Below are 17,271 nucleotides of genomic sequence, written 5' to 3'. Positions count from 1 at the left end.
TGCGTTTAGCCGCCTTCAATCCCGGCGAGCTTTAAAAATGACGGCGTTCACCCCGATTTCAATCACCTTGAATGGCAAAGCGATGGCGATCGCGTCGATAGCCGACGCTGCGAAAGCGCTGAAGCAACCATGGCCATCCATGGATAAGCCGTCCCGACTTGAAGCGATCCGAATGTTCGAGGAGTGCCTGGCCGGACATTGCAGTCATCAAGCTGCGTTCGCTGCTTTCGAGGCGGCCGCATCTGAACAGGGCCTTCTTGAGCAAAAGCCTCCAAGCGCAGGCCTCAGGAAATTCGACGGGGTTGCCGAAGACCTGATGTGAGGTGATGCTGCCCTCGCGACCTTGAACCGCTGACAGGCCTCGCTCGGGTGGACTTGGGCGTGATTGTGGACCACCCGCCAAATGAGGAATGGCGGGTGGTCCTTATCAGCGCAGGAAGGGACGTAGCTGCGCAGATCTCAGTTCGTTCTTGGTCCAATCGTCAAAGTCCGGCCGGTTCCCTGGCCAACGACCGTTTGCCAGGAACGTGATGGAGACGGCGAAGACCGCGGCGAGTAACCAGCGGGCTTGGTGGACGCCATTCTCCATCGGCTTGCGTGAGCTGACAGCTAGCAACTGCTACGAGCAGCCGCAGTTCCAGGTGGCGCGGTGTCCGGGCTATTACGCGAAAACAGGTGAGACTTAGGTCCCGTCTCGAATCAGACCGAAGCCCAACCAAGGAACGTTTGCGGCTGCCTGAGGTTTGGTGAACCTGGCGCGAAGACGATGCCGTTCAGCGCAATAGAGCTCACATAATAGAGCTCACATAAAGGAGGCACTTATGAGTATGCGTCTTTCCACTGCAGCCGCTGGGTTTCTGTTGCTGGCCGGTATCGGCGCCGCTGCCGCTCAGGACGTAGTCATCGAGCCTGAACAGGAGACCGTCATCAGGGAATATGTCAAAAAGCAGCCGCTGGCATCGGTGAAAATCCCTGGAGTGGAGCTCAATATCGGCTCAACCTTGCCCGAAACCGTCGAACTTCATGAAGTCCCCGACACAAAATACCGTTACGTGGTGGTCGACAACCGGACCGTTGTGGTTGACCCGGGCACGCGCAAGATCATCAAAGTCATCGAATGAGCTAAGCGACTGGACCCGCCGTGCCGAAAGGTGCGGCGGGAAGTCGAGCGACGAGGAATGTGATCACCATGTCGAACCGTGAGATTGGAGCGTCGCAGGCGCTGCGAATACGCGTGGCTGACCTCGCTGAGAGGATGCGCGGCGCCCGGATTACCGAAAACGAACTGAAGACCTTTCGAAAGGTCGCAGCAGTCCTGGAGGACGGCAAGGGCAGAATCGATGCCGACGATTTGATTGCCGCATCCTTCGTCGTCGATCCGCCGGACTGACAAGAAGTGCTGCAATGTCCCTGTCTCCCAGCCTATTCTCTGTTGGCCTGACTTTCCAATGCCCGCAGTGCAACTTCACCGTCATCAAGAACGGCAGGTGGTTTCAGGTCGTTTCCCATTACAAGTGCGAGGGATGCGGACGCGAGATCCGGATCACCTATCCCGACAAGATCGCGATCTTCCAGAAGCACGCGCACTTGGCCATGCCGCCGGGAGCGCGGTAGCTGTGGCAGATGTGCAGACCAACTTCTTCATTGCCAACCCCACATTGAAAGTGAGCTCGAATTGCCGGGCATGAGCGCGAGCGTAATGGTGACCTAGATAAACCAGGTCGCCACCAGCCCCATAGACGCGGAAAAGATTGCGATCGTAGTAGCCCACCCCAGGGCGTTGGTTGTCCGGCTGTTGACCTTGTCTCCCATGATCCGCGGGTTGTTCGTCATCAGCATGATGAGAAGAAGCAGTGGCGGCGTGGAAAAGCCCTGCACGATACCGGACCAGACGAGCGCCTTCATTGGGTTGAAACCCAGGAAATTCAGGCCAACAGCAATCAGCGTGAAGGCGCCGATCGCGATATAGAACTTTGGCGCCTCACGCGGCTTGGCATGAAGGCTGTGCTCCCACCCGACCGCCTGCGCCAGATCGTATGCGGCACCTGTCGTCATGACCGGAACGGCAAGGAACCCGACCCCGATCACGCCGGCAGCGAACAGTACGCCGGCGGCTGCACCAGCGAGCGGCTTGAGAGCTTCGGCTGCTTGAGCGGCGGTCTCGACGTCGTGCTCACCGGCTTCATAGAGCGTAGACCCTGTCGACAGGATGATGAAGTACATGATGAGGTTGGAAAAAATCATGCCGATCAGGATATCGCGGCGGGAGCGGCGCAGTTCACCGTCCGTGGCGCCCTTGCGCTTCCTCAGCGTCGTTCTCCCCTCGGCAATCTCTTCCTCCACCTCCTCATTCGACTGCCAGGTGTAGAGATAGGCTGAAAGGGTGGTGCCGATGATGGCCACCAGAATGGACAGGAACTCGCGGCTGAACTGGATTTTTGGAACAAGGGTTCCCCACAGCACGGCTGCCGCATCCGGCTTCGCCATGATGGCCGAGCCGACATAGGCAAGCAGGGCCAGCGCGAGCCAGCGGAAGATGTTGCGTATGAGCTTGTAAGAGCCCCAAAGCTGGAGAGCAAAGATAGCGGCCGCGACTACAACCACAATGAGGGGAATCGGAACAGGAAGGAAGATGTTGATGGATGCAGCCATGCCGCCGAGATCGGCGGCTGCTTCGATCGTGTTGCCGATCAGCACGCCCACCAGGACAGCCCAGAGCAGCCATCGGGGATAGAAGTCCTTGATCGCATGAAAGAGGCCGCGGCCCGAAACCTGTCCAAGCTTCGACGAGAGATACACGACCGTGTACATCATCGGCAGCGTTACAGGAGCGGTCCAAAGCAGGTCCGGGCCAAAGCGCGCGCCGGCACTTGCATAGGTGCCGATCGCCGAGCAATCGTCGTCGGCGGCGCCGGTGATAAGGCCGAGTCCAAGTGCTCGCCCTATGCCGTCCTTCTTGTCTTCCCGTGGTGAAGTGGAGTTACGATCGCGCTGCGTCATTGCGGCCACGCCGCGCAAAGAGCGTCACGCGCAAGCACGAGAAAAACGTCGCGAGCAATTATCCTATAAATGTACTGCAGCACGGGAGTGGGTCTCATACCGGCAAACCTCTACCGCCGTTCCAACTCCGAAATCGGCTGCTTGTTCCCCGCGTCAGCCGAGTGTTCAGGGCATGATAGAGCCCACGATTTCGATGAGCTTGGGCGTCTTCCAAACCTTTCATCTTTTGACGGAACCCTACCCGGCGTTTTACGAGATATTCTGCCCGTGTGATTGTCTGTTGGCCGATGTGCGCCAATGGTTCGACGGCGCGCGCGTCACATCAATCTTTGATGTTGCCAAAAGGCTCGCTCGATCGGATTGAGTTCGGGTGAGTATGGCGGCAGGAATCACAGCTTGCGCCGGCTGCCCTTAGGGCGTGGGGCAGGGCGGATCTGAACGGGGCTTTTCCACGAATGACTTTGATGGGCGCGGCGGCACTGCTGATCCTGATCCTGACCTATGCCGGCGTCGCCGTCGGCAGGTTCCCCGGCTTGCGCCTCGACCGGGCAGGCATCGCGCTGCTCGGCGGTGCGGCGATGATCGCCATCGGCGCACTCAGCCTGGAGGACGCATACCGCGCCATCAGTTTCGACACGATCACGCTGTTGCTCGGCATGATGATCGTCGTGGCGCATCTGAAAGTCTCGGGCGCATTCCGTGCGCTCGGCGCCATTGCCATCGAGCATGCGCATGCGCCGTTCATGCTGCTTGTGATGGTGACGCTGCTGACCGGGGTGCTGTCGGCGTTTCTGGTCAACGACGCGATCTGCCTGGTCATGGCGCCGATCGTCGTCCACGTCACCCGCGTCATCAACCGAAACCCTGTCCCCTATCTGATCGCCACCGCTACGGCGTCGAATTGCGGCAGTGTCGCCACCATCACCGGCAACCCGCAGAATATGGTCATCGGCGCGCTGTCGGGGATTTCCTATCCGGCCTTTTCGGCGGCCCTGGCGCCGGTCGCGCTGTTCGGCCTCGTCGCCGTCGTCGTCATCGTGCGCATCGTCTATCGCGCCGAGTTCGCGCGCAAGGCCGAACTCAGCCCCGAAGTCTATCGCGGCCGCATGTTGCCGGGCCAGGTACTCAAGGCGGTGGTCGTCTGCATCGGACTGGCGATCGCCTTCTTTGCCGGCGTTCCGGTCGCCAAGGCGGCGCTCATCGGCGGGGCCATTCTTCTCGTGACCCGTGCCATAAAGCCGGCGCGCATCTACCGCGAGATCGACGGGCCGTTGCTGTTCATGTTCGCCGGCCTGTTCATCGTCGTCGCCGGCGCCGAGAAGACGCTGCTCACGCCCGACATCATAGCCTCGGCAAAAGGCCTCGGGCTGGACGACGTCTGGCGGCTGTCCGGCTTCACCGCGGTGCTGTCCAACATCATGAGCAATGTTCCGGCTGTGCTGGCGCTGCGGCCGTTCATACCCGGCCTGGAAGACCCCGAGCGCGCCTGGCTGGTCGTCGCCATGAGCTCGACGCTGGCCGGCAATTTCACGCTGCTCGGTTCAGTCGCCAATCTGATCGTCGCCGAGTACGCGCGGGTCTCCGGCACACCACTGTCGTTCGCCGCCTTCTTCAAGGTCGGCCTACCGCTGACGCTGGTCACGCTGCTTGCCGGGACGGCGTGGCTGGCACTTGGGTTTTAGCAGCAGGCAAGGCTGCTTCAGGTGCAGGCCTGGTCGGACTATTTGGCGTGCGTGGGCCAGAACGCCCAGATCAGCAAAGCTGCCAAAGCCAGCCAGAGCGCCACGACAATGAACATCCCCATCCTGCTTTGCGGCTGTTTTTCGAGCGCGGCAGCCCGCGCCCTAAATTCGGCCATCAGCGACGGCGCAACAAGCCTTATGGCCAGGACTACGCCGAGCGGAACGATGATCAGATCGTCGATATAGCCGAGCACCGGAATGAAGTCGGGGATGAGGTCGATGGGGGAAAGCGCATAGGCGGCCACGATCCCGGCAACGAACTTCGCAAACCAGGGCACCCGAGGGTCGCGCGCGGCGAGCCACAGGGCGACGACATCAAGCTTGATGTCGCGCGCCCGGCGCTTTGCGGCTTCCAGCCAGGCTTTCATAGCGCTATTTTAGCACAGATTGTCGTCCGCCTGCATCCGAGCGGTTGCCGGTCGTGCAAAATCAGACCGTCCATAGCGCGTCCCAAAGGGCGCGCGGCGCTTTAACACTCCGACGATTCGGTGCTGCTCGGCGGCTTCGCGCCCGAAACATAGGCGTCGAGAAAGTCCGGCGAGGCGACATCGTCGGCGAGGCTCCTCAGCTTTTCGGCCGCGGCCGCCCCCAAAGTCGCCTCGACGCGCCGGTTGGCCTCGACCCACACGACATATGCCTGCTGGTATCGCGCTTTTCCGAGTGGCGTCAGCACAGCATGTTTCGTTCGCCGATCATGGGCATCTTGGCGGACCTCGACCAGACCGTCGCGCTGTGGGAAACCTACGACGCCGCCCCCACCGCCCTGTTCGCCGCGACGCAGACCGGCGAGCCGGCGCCTCGCTACCAGGCGGCTTGACGCCGCCCGACCGCCCTTGCGCGCGCAGGGCGGTCCCGCTGGCACGGCTAGGGCGACGTCACCGTCAGATGGCCTTTCATGTTGGGGTGGAAGCGGCAGAAATAGTCGAACGCTTCCGCCTTCTGAAGGGCCATGCTCGCTGATGTCTTCGGCGGGATAACCACCTCCCAGCCGCCTTTGACGGTCGCCGTGTGGGCGAACACGTCCTTGTTGACCCACTCTATCGTATCGCCGACCTGCGCCTCGATGCTTGCGGGCGAAAATACAAGCTTCTCGATCGTCACCTCAATCGTTTCGGCCTTGGCTGGTGCGGCAGCAATACTCAACGCCATTGCAATCCACAGATGCCGTTTCGACACCGTCGGTGCTGTTCTCATTTCAGCATGCCGGCGACATGTTCGGCATGCTGTTCATGGCCCTGGAATAGCTTCAGGCCGGTCTCCAGCAGGCTCTTCAGTTTGGCATTCTCGGCCGAGGGGATCATCAGAGTTTCGAGCGCGCCGTTGACCTGCTTGTGATAGGCAACCTTGCTGGTGGCGTTGTCCTCTGGCGTGACGTTGAGCTTCTTGACCAGGTCAAGCGCCTGTTTGTTCACGGCTTCATGGTCTCGCACCATGTCTTTGGCGAAATCGAGAATCTCCTTGTTCTTCGATTTCTTCAGTGCTTGCATGGCCGCCTCGACGTCAAGCACGCCGGCTGTGTAGGCGATGTGCGCGATCTGCGGGTCGCTCGGCTTGTCGGAGGCTTGCGCCGACGTCGCTGCGCTGAGCAGGAAAAGCGCGGCCAGTGCGGTGGTCGATCGAATAAACATGACGTTCTCCTTCGCCGGATGCGGTTGGCTCCGGGCATTTTCAGTTGACGATGATTGGATGCCGGAAGGGAGCAAACGTTCCCGGGAATTCGGGAAAGTCAGTCTGTAAAGCCAAGCCGCTGCATCACCGCGGCGGTCAGCCGTTCACACCGGCGGCCGGCGAAGGGGAAGGCATCGAGCAGCACCGGGCCGATCTGATCGGCCAGCGCCTTGCGCACGAGGGCGCGGGCGCGGTGCAGCCGGGTCTTGACGGTTTCGGGCCGCACATCAAGCAATTCGGCGGTCTCGTCTATGCTGAGACCTTCGATCACCCGCGCCACGAATACTGTCCGGTAGACATCGGGAAGGCGATCGGTCGCCCGTTCGACAAGCTCGAGGATCTGCCGTTGCGCCATCATCCGCTCCGGATCGTCGCTGGGATTGAGGGGAACTTGATGATTTCGGCTTGTAGATTTTGCGGCATCGCTACCGTTCGCCGCCTTTTGCGCAAACGCCCAAGCGCCTCGTTGATGACGATGCGCGACAGCCATGTGGCGAGAGAGGATTCGCCGCGAAAATCCCCGAGCTGGGCAAAGGCCCTGACATAGGCCTCCTGCACGATGTCTTCAGCCTCGCTGTCGTTGCGGACGACGCTGCGGGCGATACGATAGAGTCGCTGGTTGTGCATTTTGATAATCGTGTGGAAGGCTCCGCCCTCGCGCGCCAGCGCACGGCCGACAAGCTGCATCTCGCCAGATGCGGCGGGCCATGACGGTCGCAGATATGGCCGGTTTCCTCATCGTGAGCCAATCTCATGACCGGAAGCAAATCCTCCGATCGAAACATTGGACGGGCTAACCGCGAAAAGGTTCCCGAACATTTTTCCCGGCGGCCGGCACCGCTTACGCTGCCGCTTCCGCCAACGCCTTGTCGCCAGCTTGCGCGCGTGCCGTTGCGGCCAGCAGATCGGTCTGCGTGAGGAGGCCGAGGATGTGCTGGTTGTCGTCTACGATGACGACGGCGTGGCTGCGGCCGTCGGTAAGCACCGGCAGGAGGCCCATGGCCGGCGCGCTCGCCGAGGCAGTCGCCACGGCCTTTGTCACGCTTTTCACCGCTTGCGCCGCCCGCGCCAGTTCGCGCAGTCCGACGGCGCCGATAAGCTTGGCCTCCGCGTCGACGACCGGCAGCATCCGGATATTGTGATCGAGCAGCAGATGACGCGCCTCGTCGGCATCAGCATGCTCGTCCACGGCAATCACGTCGCGCGACATGATATCCTCGCACAGCAAGGTCCGGTGCGTGCGCACCATCGCCTGTAACTCCACCTGCCGCAGTAGCCGTTCGAGATCGTTGCGGTCGATGTCGAACGTCTCCTCCAAAGCGCCGAGCGCAGCATCGATGTCCTCGGGCCGGAAGCCGATACGCTCCTGCGCCGGTGGATCGATGGTGCCGTGGCTGTTCTTTGACGCAGCGGTGGTACCATGCGGGTAGGTCCGTCGCGTCAGCTTGTGAAAACCGTATCCGAGCGCCACCAGCACGATCGAGTTCAATGCCACCGGCACGAACGGAAACAGGAAGCCGGCGTCGATGACGGCCGGGCCGCCGAACACCGCCGTGAGAGCCGCCGCGCCGCCTGGTGGATGCAGGCAGCGTGTGAACGACATTGCGGCGATGGCCAACGATACCGCAATGCCCACCACAAGGACGGGCTCATGTATGAAACGCGCCACAATCACGCCGACGAGCGCCGATATGGTGTTGCCGCCGATGATCGACCAGGGTTGCGCCAACGGGCTCGCCGGCACTGCGAACAAAAGCACGGCCGAGGCACCCATCGGCGCCACGAGCAGCGGCACATGCGGGCCGCTGCCGAGCACGAGGCCACCGATCGCGCCGGTCAGCGCAATGCCGATCGTCGCACCGAAACAGGCGATCATGCGCTCGCGCAGTGTCGCGCCGGCCAGTATGGGAGAAAAAAGACGAAAGGCCATGGGTGCTCTGGGGTTTATCCCACTCTGGGGTTGATCCCCGAGGAGTGTTGAACTTTGAAACGCCTTGCAATGACGCCAGACTGCTGAATTCGAAAGCCAAACCAATCCGAGAAATGGCGGATTTGGGAAATATTGTTGCGCGACGCGGGTAGATCAGGCGAGGTCCGGCCGCCAGCCGGAGCAGCTACACAGCGTGATCCGGCTAGTCTTTTCAAGAGGTTGAGCGCGTTTTCTGAATCGGTGTTGGAAGCTCGCTACCGTAGCTCAACCCGCCGCCGCAGTGAGGCCGCGCGCCAGATCGGCCTTCAAATCCTCGACATCCTCAAGCCCGATCTGCAGGCGGATGAGCGGGCCATCATAAGGACCCTTGGCGACGACGCGGTCGCCGAGGAAGACCGGCACAGCAAGGCTCTCATAACCGCCCCAGGAATAGCCGAGGCCGAATATCCTGAGCGCGTCGAGGAAGGCATGCTGCTGTTTCTGGCCGCCGCCCTTGAGCACGATCGAAAAAATGCCGCTCGAGCCGCAGAAGTCCCGCTTCCAGAGATCGTGGTCGGGATGGCTGGCAAGCGCTGGATGCAGCACCCGCGCCACGCCCGGCTGGCCCTCCAGCCAGCCGGCGATGGCCAGGGCGCTGCGCTGATGGTGGTCGAGGCGCACACCCATGGTGCGCAGGCCGCGCAGCACCTGATAGACGTCGTCCGGCCCGGCGCAGCAGCCCATCGTGTAAAATGTCTGGCAAAGCTGTTTCCAGCAGGCCTTGTTGGCCGACGCCGTGCCGAGCAGCACGTCGGAATGGCCGGCCGGATATTTCGTCGCCGCATGGATCGAGATGTCGACGCCGTGGTCGAGCGGGCGGAAGTAGAGCGGCGTCGCCCAGGTGTTATCCATCATCACGATCGCACCTGCGGCGTGTGCCGCGCTGGAAATGGCCGGTATGTCCTGCACCTCGAAAGTGTTGGAGGCCGGCGATTCGGTGAACACGACCTTGGTGTTGGATTTGATCAACGCCGCTATACCGGCGCCGACATGCGGATCGTAATATTCGACCTCGACGCCTAGCCGTTTCAGCATCGTGTCGGCGAAATTGCGGGTTGGGTGATAGACGGAATCGACAATCAGGACATGGTCGCCCGCCGACAGGAAGGCGAGCAGCGGCACTGTCACCGCCACCAGGCCGGAGGGCACCACAATCGTGCCGGCCGAGCCTTCCAGTCCGTCGATGGCGCTGGCAANCTGGCAAGGGCGTCGGTGGTCGGCGTGCCGCGCGTGCCGTAGGTGTATTTCTGGCCGCGTGCCGACATCGTCGCCGCGTTGGGAAAGAGCACGGTCGAGGCATGCACGACCGGCGGGTTGATGAAGCCGAAATAGTCATGCGGATTGTTGCCCGAGTGGGCAAGCCGCGTGTTGATGCCCATTTCATTGCCGTCTTTTGCCATTGCGCTTCGCCTCTGATGAAGCGCTAGCCATAGTGCGGCGGCATTGGCCGCGCAACCGTTCGCCAACCGCCAGCCGGCGGACTGGTTGTGCCAATCGCTCCGATGGCATTCAGGCGCGCGGCGCTGTCTCGCCGAAGAAGGATTTCAGAGGCCAGCTCCGATTCGCGTTGGCCGGACCTCGCAGTTGCTGGCTAATTTTCGGGCGCGTTTGTCTGCAATTCAGGCATTTGCGGCAAATGGTTTGAAACTCTTTGGGTTTCGGTCATTTTCCTTGACCTCACTGTGATAATCGCCTTCGATGCAGTTCGTGAATGGGAGGCAGCGCGTCGGTTGCGATGCGGGTTCCGGTAATGGGCCGGAACGGGAAGCTGCGTTCACACGGAAAAAAAGTCAGGTTCGCCTGAAAAAAACAGAAAAGGGTCTGTGGGTTATGAAACACATTGCAATCGGCATTCTGGGCGCCGCCGCGCTTGGATTGGTGGCTTCGGCCGCGTCGGCGGCCACGCTCGACGACGTCAAGGCCAAGGGCTTCATCCAATGCGGCGTGTCGACCGGTCTGGCCGGCTTCTCGGCGCCGGACGACAAGGGCGACTGGCAAGGCATCGATGCGGACTTCTGCCGCGCTGTCGCGGCCGCCGTGTTCGGCGATGGCACCAAGGTCAAGTTCACGCCGCTCAGTGCCAAGGAACGCTTCACCGCACTGCAGTCAGGCGAGATCGACGTTCTGTCGCGCAACACCACCTGGACCATCAACCGCGATACGGCGCTTGGTCTGAACTTCGTCGGTGTCACCTATTATGACGGACAGGGGTTCATGATCAACGCCAAGAAGCTGCCGGGGGTGAATTCCGCGCTGCAGCTTTCGGGCGCGGCGGTCTGCGTGCAGAGCGGCACCACGACCGAACTCAACCTCGCCGACTACTTCAAGACGAACAAGATGGAGTACAGCCCGGTCGTATTCGAACAGCTGTCAGAGGTCGACGCGGCCTATGACGCCGGCCGTTGCGATGTCTACACCACCGACCAATCAGGTCTCTACGGCATCCGGCTGACGCTGGGCGCGCCCGCCGACCACGTCGTGCTGCCTGAGATCATCTCCAAGGAGCCGCTCGGACCGGCCGTGCGCCAGGGCGACGACCAGTGGTACCACATCGTCAAGTGGACCTATTTTGCGCTGCTGCAGGCAGAGGAACTCGGCATCACCAAGGCCAATGTCGAGGAAATGAAGGCCTCGGACAATCCCGAGATCAAGCGCGTGCTCGGCCAGGAGGCCGATACCAAGATCGGCACCGATCTCGGTGTCTCCAACGACTGGGTCGTCAACATCGTCAAGACCGTCGGCAATTACGGCGAAATGTTCGAACGCAATGTCGGGTCGGGCAGCCCGCTGAAGATCGCGCGCGGCATCAACGCGCTGTGGACCAAGGGCGGTCTGCAATACTCTCCGCCGATCCGCTGATCGAAATGTGATCCGGGAGGCAGATCGTCTGCCTCCCGGTTTCTCTTTCCAGGGGATGGTCGAATGGCATCGCAGGAAATTCTTCGCGAGGAGCCAAGCCGCGGCTCCTTCATCAATGATCCAAAGGTCCGCGGCATAGTCTTCCAGGCGGTGGTCGTCATCGTGCTGGTTGCGTTGGTCTGGTGGATCGTCCAAAACACCATCGACAATCTGACGCGCCTGCGCATTGCGTCAGGCTTCGGCTTCCTCAGGGGTCGCGCCGGCTTCGACATCAGTGACAGCGCCATCGCCTATTCGTCGGATTCGACCTATGGCCGCGCCATCGTGGTCGGCTTTATCAACACCCTCATCGTTGCCGCCGCCGGCATCGTCACCGCCACCATCATCGGCTTTATCCTCGGCGTCGGCCGGCTTTCGCACAACTGGCTGATCCGCAAGATCTGCATGGTCTATGTCGAGGTCTTTCGCAACATCCCGCCGTTGCTGGTCATCTTCTTCTGGTATTCCGGCGTGCTTTCGGTGCTGCCGCCGCCGCGCGAAAGCATCAATTTGCCGTTCAGCTCCTTTCTCAACCAACGCGGTTTTTATTTTCCACGCGCCGTGTGGGGCGAAGGCTCCTGGCTGATCCTGGTTGCTTTGCTTCTCGGCATCGCCATGGCGTGGTTCGTCGCCCGCAAGGCGCGTCAGCGGCAGATGGCGACCGGCCAGCAATTCCCTGTGTTCTGGACATCGGCGGCTTTGATCATCGGCTTGCCGTTGCTGGCCTACGCGCTCAGCGGCTTCCCGCTGAGCTTCGATTATCCAAAGCAATCGACCTTCAACCTGACTGGCGGCTTTCAGGTCAAACCGGAGTTCCTGTCGCTCTACCTGGCGCTGTCCTTCTATACGGCGGCCTTCATCGCCGAAATCGTGCGGGCCGGCATCATGGGCGTCAATAAGGGTCAGACCGAGGCAGCTGGTGCGCTCGGGCTGCGGCCGGGATCGATCCTGCGGCTTGTCGTCATTCCGCAAGCTATGCGGATCGTCATTCCGCCGCTGACCAGCCAATATCTGAACCTGACCAAGAACTCGTCCCTGGCCATCGCCATCGGCTACCCGGATCTGACGGCGACGACCGGCACGGTGCTGAACCAGACCGGTCAGGCTATCGAGTGCGTGCTGATCATGATGGTGGTCTATCTCGCACTCAGCCTGTTGACGTCGGCGGTCATGAACGTGGTCAACGCCAGAATGGCGCTGGTGGAGAGGTAGCGACATGCAGGAGCACGATCTTTCCTTCGTCCGCGTCGAATTGGCGCTGGCACAGTCGGCGCCTGCAAGCGAGCGCGGCCTGGGCGCCTGGATACGCAAGAACCTGATTGCGTCGACCGGTGACACGATCCTGACCATCATCGGCATCGTGCTGGTCGCGATGATCCTGCCGCAACTGATCAGCTGGGCCTTCATCAACGCCCAATGGACCGGCGCGGACCGTACCTTTTGCGCCACGGCGGCACAGGGCGGCGTCCAGCCGGACGGCTGGTCCGGCGCCTGTTGGGCCTTCGTCAACGCCAAGTTCGGCCAGTTCATGTTCGGCCGCTATCCGATCGATGAGCGCTGGCGGCCGATCCTGGTCGCCATCCTGTTCGTGGCGCTTCTGGTGCCGCTGCTCATCCCGAAGGTGCCGCGCAAGGGGCTGAACGCCATCTTGTTCTTCGGGGCGCTGCCGATCTTTGCCTTCATCCTGCTGGTTGGTGGCGTGTTCGGCCTGCCGCATGTCGAAACCCCGCTATGGGGAGGGCTGCTGGTGACGCTCACCTTGTCCTTCGTCGGTATTGCCGTGTCGCTGCCGCTCGGCATCGTGCTGGCGCTCGGCCGGCGCTCGAAGATGCCGATCGTCAAGATGCTGTGCGTCATCTTCATCGAGACGGTGCGCGGCATCCCGCTGATCACCGTGCTGTTCATGGCCAGCGTCATGCTGCCGCTGTTCCTGCCGGCCGGCGTCAGCTTCGACAAGTTCCTGCGCGCGCTGATCGGTGTTTCGCTGTTTGCCGCTGCCTATATGGCCGAAGTGGTGCGGGGCGGCCTGCAGGCGATCCCCAAGGGCCAGTATGAGGGTGCGGATTCGCTCGGCCTCGGTTACTGGCAGAAAATGGGCCTGATCGTGCTGCCGCAGGCGCTGAAGCTGGTCATTCCCGGCATCGTCAATACCTTCATTGGCATGTTCAAGGACACCAGCCTGGTTTCGATCATCTCGATGTTCGACCTGCTCGGCGTCGTCAAGCAGAATTTTAACGACCCCAACTGGGCAACGCCGCAAACGGCCAGGTCCGGCCTGGTGTTTGCTGCCTTTGTCTTCTGGCTGTTCTGTTTCGGCATGTCGCGCTATTCGATGTTCACGGAACGCCGGCTCGACACCGGCCACAAGCGCTAAGAACAAAAAAGGGAACCTTCCATGACAATAGAAAATGCAGTCAGCGCGGAAGAGATCAAGGTCAATGCCGCCAAGATGCAGGTTTCCACCACCGATGTCGCCATCGACATCATCGCCATGCACAAATGGTACGGCGAATTCCATGTGCTGAAGGACATCAACCTGAAGGTGATGCGCGGCGAGCGCATCGTCATTTGCGGCCCTTCGGGCTCGGGCAAATCGACGATGATCCGCTGCATCAACCGGCTGGAAGAGCACCAGAAGGGCAAGATCATCGTCGACGGCAAGGAATTGACCAACGATCTCAAGAAGATCGACGAGGTGCGCCGCGAGGTCGGCATGGTGTTCCAGCACTTCAACCTGTTCCCGCATTTGACCATCCTGGAAAACTGCACGCTGGCGCCGATCTGGGTGCGCAAGACGCCGAAGAAGCAGGCCGAGGAAATCGCCATGCACTTCCTCACGCGTGTCAAGATTCCGGAACAGGCCAACAAATATCCCGGTCAGCTTTCCGGCGGCCAGCAGCAGCGCGTCGCCATCGCCCGCTCGTTGTGCATGAATCCGCGCATCATGCTGTTCGACGAGCCGACCTCGGCGCTCGATCCCGAAATGATCAAGGAAGTGCTGGAGACGATGGTTGGCCTCGCCGAAGAGGGCATGACCATGCTCTGCGTCACCCACGAGATGGGCTTTGCACGCAAGGTCGCCAACCGGGTGATCTTCATGGACCAGGGCCAGATCGTCGAGCAGAACACGCCAGCCGAGTTCTTCGACAATCCGCGCCACGAGCGCACAAAACTGTTCCTGTCGCAAATCCTGCACTGATTGCTCTCACGCGAATCAAAAGAGCCCGGCCGAAACCCTGCCGGGCTCTTTTGCGTCTGAGCCGTCAGCAGGCGATTGCGCCCCGATTGCGAGGCCGTCCCTCATGAAAAAGCCGTCCCTCGTGAAAAAGCTTGGGCGTTTTCTCGCCATTCTGGTGGTGGCAATCGTGCTTGCCGTGGTTCTGGGCACATTCATTCCACGGCCGCTCTTGCCGGCGGCCGCCGCCGATCCCGCCGCCACCAGGCACGTCCTGGTGCTGAAAAATCCGATCCATACAGATATCGCCATCCCGGTCGATGACGACGTGCGCAAGCGCTTCCATTTCCTGGTCGGTGGCGGCATTCCGGCCGACATGGCTGGGGTCCGCTACATCGTCTTCGGCTGGGGAGGCCGCGCCTTCTATCTGGAGACGCCGACCTGGTCGGAACTGAAGGCGGCGCCGGTGATGAAGGCGCTGACATTGGACGCATCGGTGATGCATGTCGATGTCGCCGGCAACATTATCGAGCCGCACCCCGACGTCGCCGGCTTCGATATCAGCGAGCAGCGTTTTGCAGCGCTGCTCGACTTCATCGCGGCGAGTTTCCAGCAAGGGCCGAACGGTCCGATCCTGATCGAGAATGCCGCTTATTCCAGGTTCGACCGCTTCTACGAAGCCAACGGCCATTTCAATGCGCTGGTTGGCTGCAACACCTGGACAGCGGCGGCTCTGCGTATCGCCGGCCTGCGGACAGGCTGGTGGAATCCGCTGCCGGCCTCACTCGACCTGTCGATGCGGATTTATAATTGATGCTCCGGGTAATCAGCGCCTCATTCCGGCGCGCCCCCTCTGTCCTGCCGGACATCTCCCCCACAAGGAGGCACAAGGAGGGAGATATTCAGTTTCGGCGCCGCGCTTCATCCTGCAACGTTGGAGATTGGCGAAAGCCGAGGTGACGGCCGATCTCCCCCCAAGTGGGGAGATGCCAAGTTTTTGGCAAAGAGGGCAGGACAGAGGGGGGCGCTGTCCCGCCAACCGGTCGAGCTTTCATCGCCGATCGCCATCCGGCGGCCGCCAGCCATAGAGCCAGTCGAGATCGGCCGCGAGCTTTTCCGGCGAGCGCCACTTCAGGAACAGGTTGCGCGCGACGGCCACCGGCCCCGTTGCATGCCAGGCGAGCCGGTTGACGGCACCGCGGCGGGCGACCTTGGCGACACGCGGCCGCCGCATCTTCTCCCAGGCGGCAAGCGCGCCCCACGGACCGGCGGGTGAGGCGGCGACAAAGCCGGCAAGGGTTGCGGCATCCTCGATCGCCATCGCCGCCCCCTGCGCCGCGAACGGCGTCATCGCATGCGCCGCATCGCCGATCAGCGCGATGCCGGCGGGCGTCGTCCATGGCTGTGCCTGGTCTACCGTATGGATCGGCCACGCAGCCCACGGGCCGGCATCCTCGACAAGCCGGGCCAGTGCTGCCGCCGTGCCACGCATGGCGCCGAGGAGGATATTGGGGTCGGCGTGGCCCGACCAGCGCTCGGCGATGATCTCGCCCCTGGTGAAGGCAGCCAGGTTGAACGCCGTGCCGTTGCTGACCGGATAGGCGACGAGGTGGAAGCCGGGATGCAGGAAGGTGGTCACGCAATTGGCGGCGCCGACCGCCGCAAGGGCTTCTCCTGCGACACTGTCTGCACTGATCGTAGCGCGCCAGGCAAGCTCGCCCGAAAACCGGCTTTTGGCCGCAAACCCGCCAAAAGCCCGGATCGCCGACCAGACGCCGTCGGCGCCGATCAGCAGAAAGCCGCCGGCTTCGACTGTCTTGCCGGCAATCTCGACTGTTGCCGTGGCATGGCGCGGTCCTGTGGCGATGCCGCCGACGCGCGCGCCGGTGACGAGACTGATGTCCGGCCGTTCGGCAAGGCGCGCCATCAGTGCATCTTGCAGGTCAGCCCGATGAGCGACGAGATAAGGCGCCTGCCAGCGCCTTTCGGCCGCTTCGCCAAGCGGCACCCACGCCAGCTCACGCAGCGTGGCGGCGTCCTTGAGCACGACCGCCTCCGGCCGCACCGCCGCCGGCAACAGCCGGTCGAGCACGCCGAACTGGCGAAGGATGCGCGTCGCGTTGGGTGAGAGCTGGATGCCGGCACCGGCCGCTTCGAGGCGCGGCGCCTGTTCGAACAGCCGCACCAGATAGCCGCGCTCGGAAAACGCCAGTGCCGCGGTCAGTCCGGCGACGCCGGCTCCGGCGATAACGACCTGCCGGGACCGGGTGTCGTCCATCGGATGGCGTGCGCGTCAGGCGGCCTGGTGGATATAGAGGCATCCGGCAGGCTGTGTTTCCGTCGCCTTCAGCTTTGGCGAATAGCGAAAAAGCGTGGAGCAATAGGGGCAGACCTTTTCATTGTCGTCGCCCATGTCGAGAAACACATGCGGATGGTCAAAGGGCGGGTTAGCGCCGGTGCACATGAATTCCTTGACGCCGATGTCGATTGCCGGATAGCCCGCATCGTTCTGGAAATGGGGAATGGAACCGCCTGCCATCGTCGTCTCCTATATTTGCCGCATGACCCCGGATCATGTGCAAAATCATAATTCCACCGCGTCCTTTGCGCGTCCAAAGGACGCGCCGCGCTGTACCTGGATTGCATCTGGATCATAAGCAGTCTCTTTGCAAGATCGATGAAATCAAACTGTCGTAAAAGCCTGTCACAGGATAAGCTAAGCCGGTTAAGGCATGGCCCCGAAACCGAATTCGGTTTTGCTGGGGATCATGCGTAGCTTAAGTGGTGGGAGCGTCCTTTTGCGCGTCCGCAACGACGCG

At 61.8% G+C, this 17,271-nt stretch carries 20 protein-coding genes and 2 pseudogenes; 11 read left to right on the top strand and 11 right to left on the bottom strand.

The window, feature by feature from the left end; all coding sequences use genetic code 11:
• Positions 1-37: 37 nt before the first annotated feature.
• The 4 genes from X738_RS0142315 (at position 38) to X738_RS64480 (ending at position 1,614) form a co-directional block, all read left to right on the top strand.
• Positions 38-322 (top strand): DUF982 domain-containing protein, encoded by a 285-nt coding sequence (locus tag X738_RS0142315; protein WP_051407872.1) that lies wholly within the window; start codon positions 38-40, stop codon positions 320-322.
• A gap of 499 nt (positions 323-821) precedes the next feature.
• Positions 822-1,121 carry a DUF1236 domain-containing protein gene (locus X738_RS64490; RefSeq protein ID WP_023800634.1) on the top strand — a complete coding sequence of 100 codons (300 nt, stop codon included), beginning with the start codon at positions 822-824 and terminating at the stop codon, positions 1,119-1,121.
• A 68-nt stretch (positions 1,122-1,189) separates the two neighbouring features.
• Entirely contained in the window at positions 1,190-1,390 is a 201-nt protein-coding gene (locus X738_RS64485; RefSeq protein ID WP_023800633.1) for a hypothetical protein, read from the top strand.
• Between the two features lie 14 nt (positions 1,391-1,404).
• A complete protein-coding gene (locus tag X738_RS64480; RefSeq protein ID WP_023800632.1) occupies positions 1,405-1,614 on the top strand; it encodes a hypothetical protein in 210 nt (69 codons plus the stop codon).
• A gap of 93 nt (positions 1,615-1,707) precedes the next feature.
• On the opposite strand, the gene X738_RS64475 is transcribed toward X738_RS64480, so the two are convergent.
• Entirely contained in the window at positions 1,708-3,009 is a 1,302-nt protein-coding gene (locus tag X738_RS64475) for an Nramp family divalent metal transporter (RefSeq protein ID WP_306454972.1), read from the bottom strand.
• Positions 3,010-3,455: 446 nt separating this feature from the next.
• Between X738_RS64475 and X738_RS64470 the strand changes: the two genes are divergently transcribed.
• Positions 3,456-4,682: an anion transporter gene (locus X738_RS64470; protein WP_023800630.1), complete on the top strand. Its 1,227-nt coding sequence runs from the start codon at positions 3,456-3,458 to the stop codon at positions 4,680-4,682.
• Between the two features lie 38 nt (positions 4,683-4,720).
• Here the strand turns inward: X738_RS64470 and X738_RS64465 are convergent, their stop codons facing one another.
• A complete protein-coding gene (locus tag X738_RS64465) occupies positions 4,721-5,110 on the bottom strand; it encodes a YkvA family protein (protein WP_023800629.1) in 390 nt (129 codons plus the stop codon).
• 101 nt (positions 5,111-5,211) lie between these two features.
• A complete protein-coding gene (locus X738_RS0142305; protein WP_023800628.1) occupies positions 5,212-5,415 on the bottom strand; it encodes a hypothetical protein in 204 nt (67 codons plus the stop codon).
• A 3-nt stretch (positions 5,416-5,418) separates the two neighbouring features.
• Here X738_RS0142305 and X738_RS86160 point away from each other — a divergent pair, with 3 nt between their 5' ends.
• Positions 5,419-5,559 carry a hypothetical protein gene (locus X738_RS86160; RefSeq protein ID WP_023800627.1) on the top strand — a complete coding sequence of 47 codons (141 nt, stop codon included), beginning with the start codon at positions 5,419-5,421 and terminating at the stop codon, positions 5,557-5,559.
• 47 nt (positions 5,560-5,606) lie between these two features.
• Here the strand turns inward: X738_RS86160 and X738_RS64460 are convergent, their stop codons facing one another.
• The 6 genes and pseudogenes from X738_RS64460 to X738_RS64440 all read right to left on the bottom strand — a co-directional run bounded on the left by X738_RS64460 (position 5,607) and on the right by X738_RS64440 (position 9,779).
• Positions 5,607-5,936 (bottom strand): cupredoxin domain-containing protein, encoded by a 330-nt coding sequence (locus X738_RS64460; RefSeq protein ID WP_023800626.1) that lies wholly within the window; start codon positions 5,934-5,936, stop codon positions 5,607-5,609.
• Entirely contained in the window at positions 5,933-6,370 is a 438-nt protein-coding gene (locus X738_RS64455) for a DUF4142 domain-containing protein (protein ID WP_023800625.1), read from the bottom strand. The genes X738_RS64460 and X738_RS64455 overlap by 4 nt, the downstream gene beginning before the upstream one ends.
• Positions 6,371-6,468: 98 nt before the next feature.
• Positions 6,469-6,900: a sigma-70 family RNA polymerase sigma factor gene (locus tag X738_RS64450; protein WP_245277729.1), complete on the bottom strand. Its 432-nt coding sequence runs from the start codon at positions 6,898-6,900 to the stop codon at positions 6,469-6,471.
• Positions 6,876-7,037 (bottom strand): annotated as a pseudogene (locus X738_RS87220) (sigma factor); the annotation flags it as partial. The pseudogene X738_RS87220 and the gene X738_RS64450, both read right to left, overlap by 25 nt.
• 214 nt (positions 7,038-7,251) lie before the next feature.
• Positions 7,252-8,340: an HPP family protein gene (locus X738_RS64445; protein WP_023800624.1), complete on the bottom strand. Its 1,089-nt coding sequence runs from the start codon at positions 8,338-8,340 to the stop codon at positions 7,252-7,254.
• A gap of 264 nt (positions 8,341-8,604) precedes the next feature.
• Positions 8,605-9,779, bottom strand: a pseudogene (locus tag X738_RS64440) (cystathionine beta-lyase).
• A 430-nt stretch (positions 9,780-10,209) separates the two neighbouring features.
• Between X738_RS64440 and X738_RS64435 the strand changes: the two are divergent.
• The 5 genes from X738_RS64435 (at position 10,210) to X738_RS64415 (ending at position 15,266) form a co-directional block, all read left to right on the top strand.
• Positions 10,210-11,238, top strand: coding sequence for an amino acid ABC transporter substrate-binding protein (locus X738_RS64435; protein WP_023800623.1), 1,029 nt, complete (start codon positions 10,210-10,212; stop codon positions 11,236-11,238).
• A gap of 63 nt (positions 11,239-11,301) precedes the next feature.
• Positions 11,302-12,489: an amino acid ABC transporter permease gene (locus tag X738_RS64430; RefSeq protein ID WP_023800622.1), complete on the top strand. Its 1,188-nt coding sequence runs from the start codon at positions 11,302-11,304 to the stop codon at positions 12,487-12,489.
• Positions 12,490-12,493: 4 nt separating this feature from the next.
• Complete coding sequence (locus X738_RS64425; RefSeq protein ID WP_023800621.1) at positions 12,494-13,651, top strand: amino acid ABC transporter permease; 1,158 nt, start codon at positions 12,494-12,496, stop codon at positions 13,649-13,651.
• Positions 13,652-13,672: 21 nt separating this feature from the next.
• On the top strand, positions 13,673-14,476 hold the full coding sequence (locus X738_RS64420) for an amino acid ABC transporter ATP-binding protein (protein ID WP_023800620.1): 804 nt from the start codon (positions 13,673-13,675) through the stop codon (positions 14,474-14,476).
• A gap of 103 nt (positions 14,477-14,579) precedes the next feature.
• The gene (locus tag X738_RS64415; protein ID WP_198032847.1) at positions 14,580-15,266 is read left to right on the top strand and encodes a TIGR02117 family protein; all 687 of its coding nucleotides are present in this window, start codon (positions 14,580-14,582) and stop codon (positions 15,264-15,266) included.
• Between the two features lie 237 nt (positions 15,267-15,503).
• On the opposite strand, the gene X738_RS64410 is transcribed toward X738_RS64415, so the two are convergent.
• Positions 15,504-16,730: an FAD-dependent monooxygenase gene (locus tag X738_RS64410; RefSeq protein WP_023800618.1), complete on the bottom strand. Its 1,227-nt coding sequence runs from the start codon at positions 16,728-16,730 to the stop codon at positions 15,504-15,506.
• Positions 16,731-16,745: 15 nt separating this feature from the next.
• Positions 16,746-16,991, bottom strand: a complete 246-nt coding sequence (locus tag X738_RS64405; protein WP_023800617.1) for a zinc-finger domain-containing protein — start codon at positions 16,989-16,991, stop codon at positions 16,746-16,748.
• Between the last annotated feature and the right edge of the window lie 280 nt (positions 16,992-17,271).

It is taken from the genome of Mesorhizobium sp. L48C026A00 (assembly GCF_000502375.1).
Classification (GTDB): domain Bacteria; phylum Pseudomonadota; class Alphaproteobacteria; order Rhizobiales; family Rhizobiaceae; genus Mesorhizobium; species Mesorhizobium muleiense.
Note: the sequence above shows the minus strand (reverse complement) of the source record. Positions and strands in the feature narration are given on the sequence as shown.

Bases quoted from the DNA above. Each gene is read 5' to 3' on its own strand.
- X738_RS0142315 (WP_051407872.1), top strand. From the start codon at position 38: ATGACGGCGTTCACCCCGATTTCAATCACCTTGAATGGCAAAGCGATG.
- X738_RS64410 (WP_023800618.1), bottom strand. From the start codon at position 16,730: ATGGACGACACCCGGTCCCGGCAGGTCGTTATCGCCGGAGCCGGCGTC.
- X738_RS64480 (WP_023800632.1), top strand. From the start codon at position 1,405: ATGTCCCTGTCTCCCAGCCTATTCTCTGTTGGCCTGACTTTCCAATGC.
- X738_RS64455 (WP_023800625.1), bottom strand. From the start codon at position 6,370: ATGTTTATTCGATCGACCACCGCACTGGCCGCGCTTTTCCTGCTCAGC.
- X738_RS64435 (WP_023800623.1), top strand. From the start codon at position 10,210: ATGAAACACATTGCAATCGGCATTCTGGGCGCCGCCGCGCTTGGATTG.
- X738_RS86160 (WP_023800627.1), top strand. From the start codon at position 5,419: ATGTTTCGTTCGCCGATCATGGGCATCTTGGCGGACCTCGACCAGACC.
- X738_RS64450 (WP_245277729.1), bottom strand. From the start codon at position 6,900: ATGGCTGTCGCGCATCGTCATCAACGAGGCGCTTGGGCGTTTGCGCAA.
- X738_RS64465 (WP_023800629.1), bottom strand. From the start codon at position 5,110: ATGAAAGCCTGGCTGGAAGCCGCAAAGCGCCGGGCGCGCGACATCAAG.
- X738_RS64460 (WP_023800626.1), bottom strand. From the start codon at position 5,936: ATGAGAACAGCACCGACGGTGTCGAAACGGCATCTGTGGATTGCAATG.
- X738_RS64425 (WP_023800621.1), top strand. From the start codon at position 12,494: ATGCAGGAGCACGATCTTTCCTTCGTCCGCGTCGAATTGGCGCTGGCA.
- X738_RS64405 (WP_023800617.1), bottom strand. From the start codon at position 16,991: ATGGCAGGCGGTTCCATTCCCCATTTCCAGAACGATGCGGGCTATCCG.
- X738_RS64420 (WP_023800620.1), top strand. From the start codon at position 13,673: ATGACAATAGAAAATGCAGTCAGCGCGGAAGAGATCAAGGTCAATGCC.
- X738_RS64470 (WP_023800630.1), top strand. From the start codon at position 3,456: ATGACTTTGATGGGCGCGGCGGCACTGCTGATCCTGATCCTGACCTAT.
- X738_RS64430 (WP_023800622.1), top strand. From the start codon at position 11,302: ATGGCATCGCAGGAAATTCTTCGCGAGGAGCCAAGCCGCGGCTCCTTC.
- X738_RS64445 (WP_023800624.1), bottom strand. From the start codon at position 8,340: ATGGCCTTTCGTCTTTTTTCTCCCATACTGGCCGGCGCGACACTGCGC.
- X738_RS64485 (WP_023800633.1), top strand. From the start codon at position 1,190: ATGTCGAACCGTGAGATTGGAGCGTCGCAGGCGCTGCGAATACGCGTG.
- X738_RS64490 (WP_023800634.1), top strand. From the start codon at position 822: ATGAGTATGCGTCTTTCCACTGCAGCCGCTGGGTTTCTGTTGCTGGCC.
- X738_RS64415 (WP_198032847.1), top strand. From the start codon at position 14,580: ATGAAAAAGCCGTCCCTCGTGAAAAAGCTTGGGCGTTTTCTCGCCATT.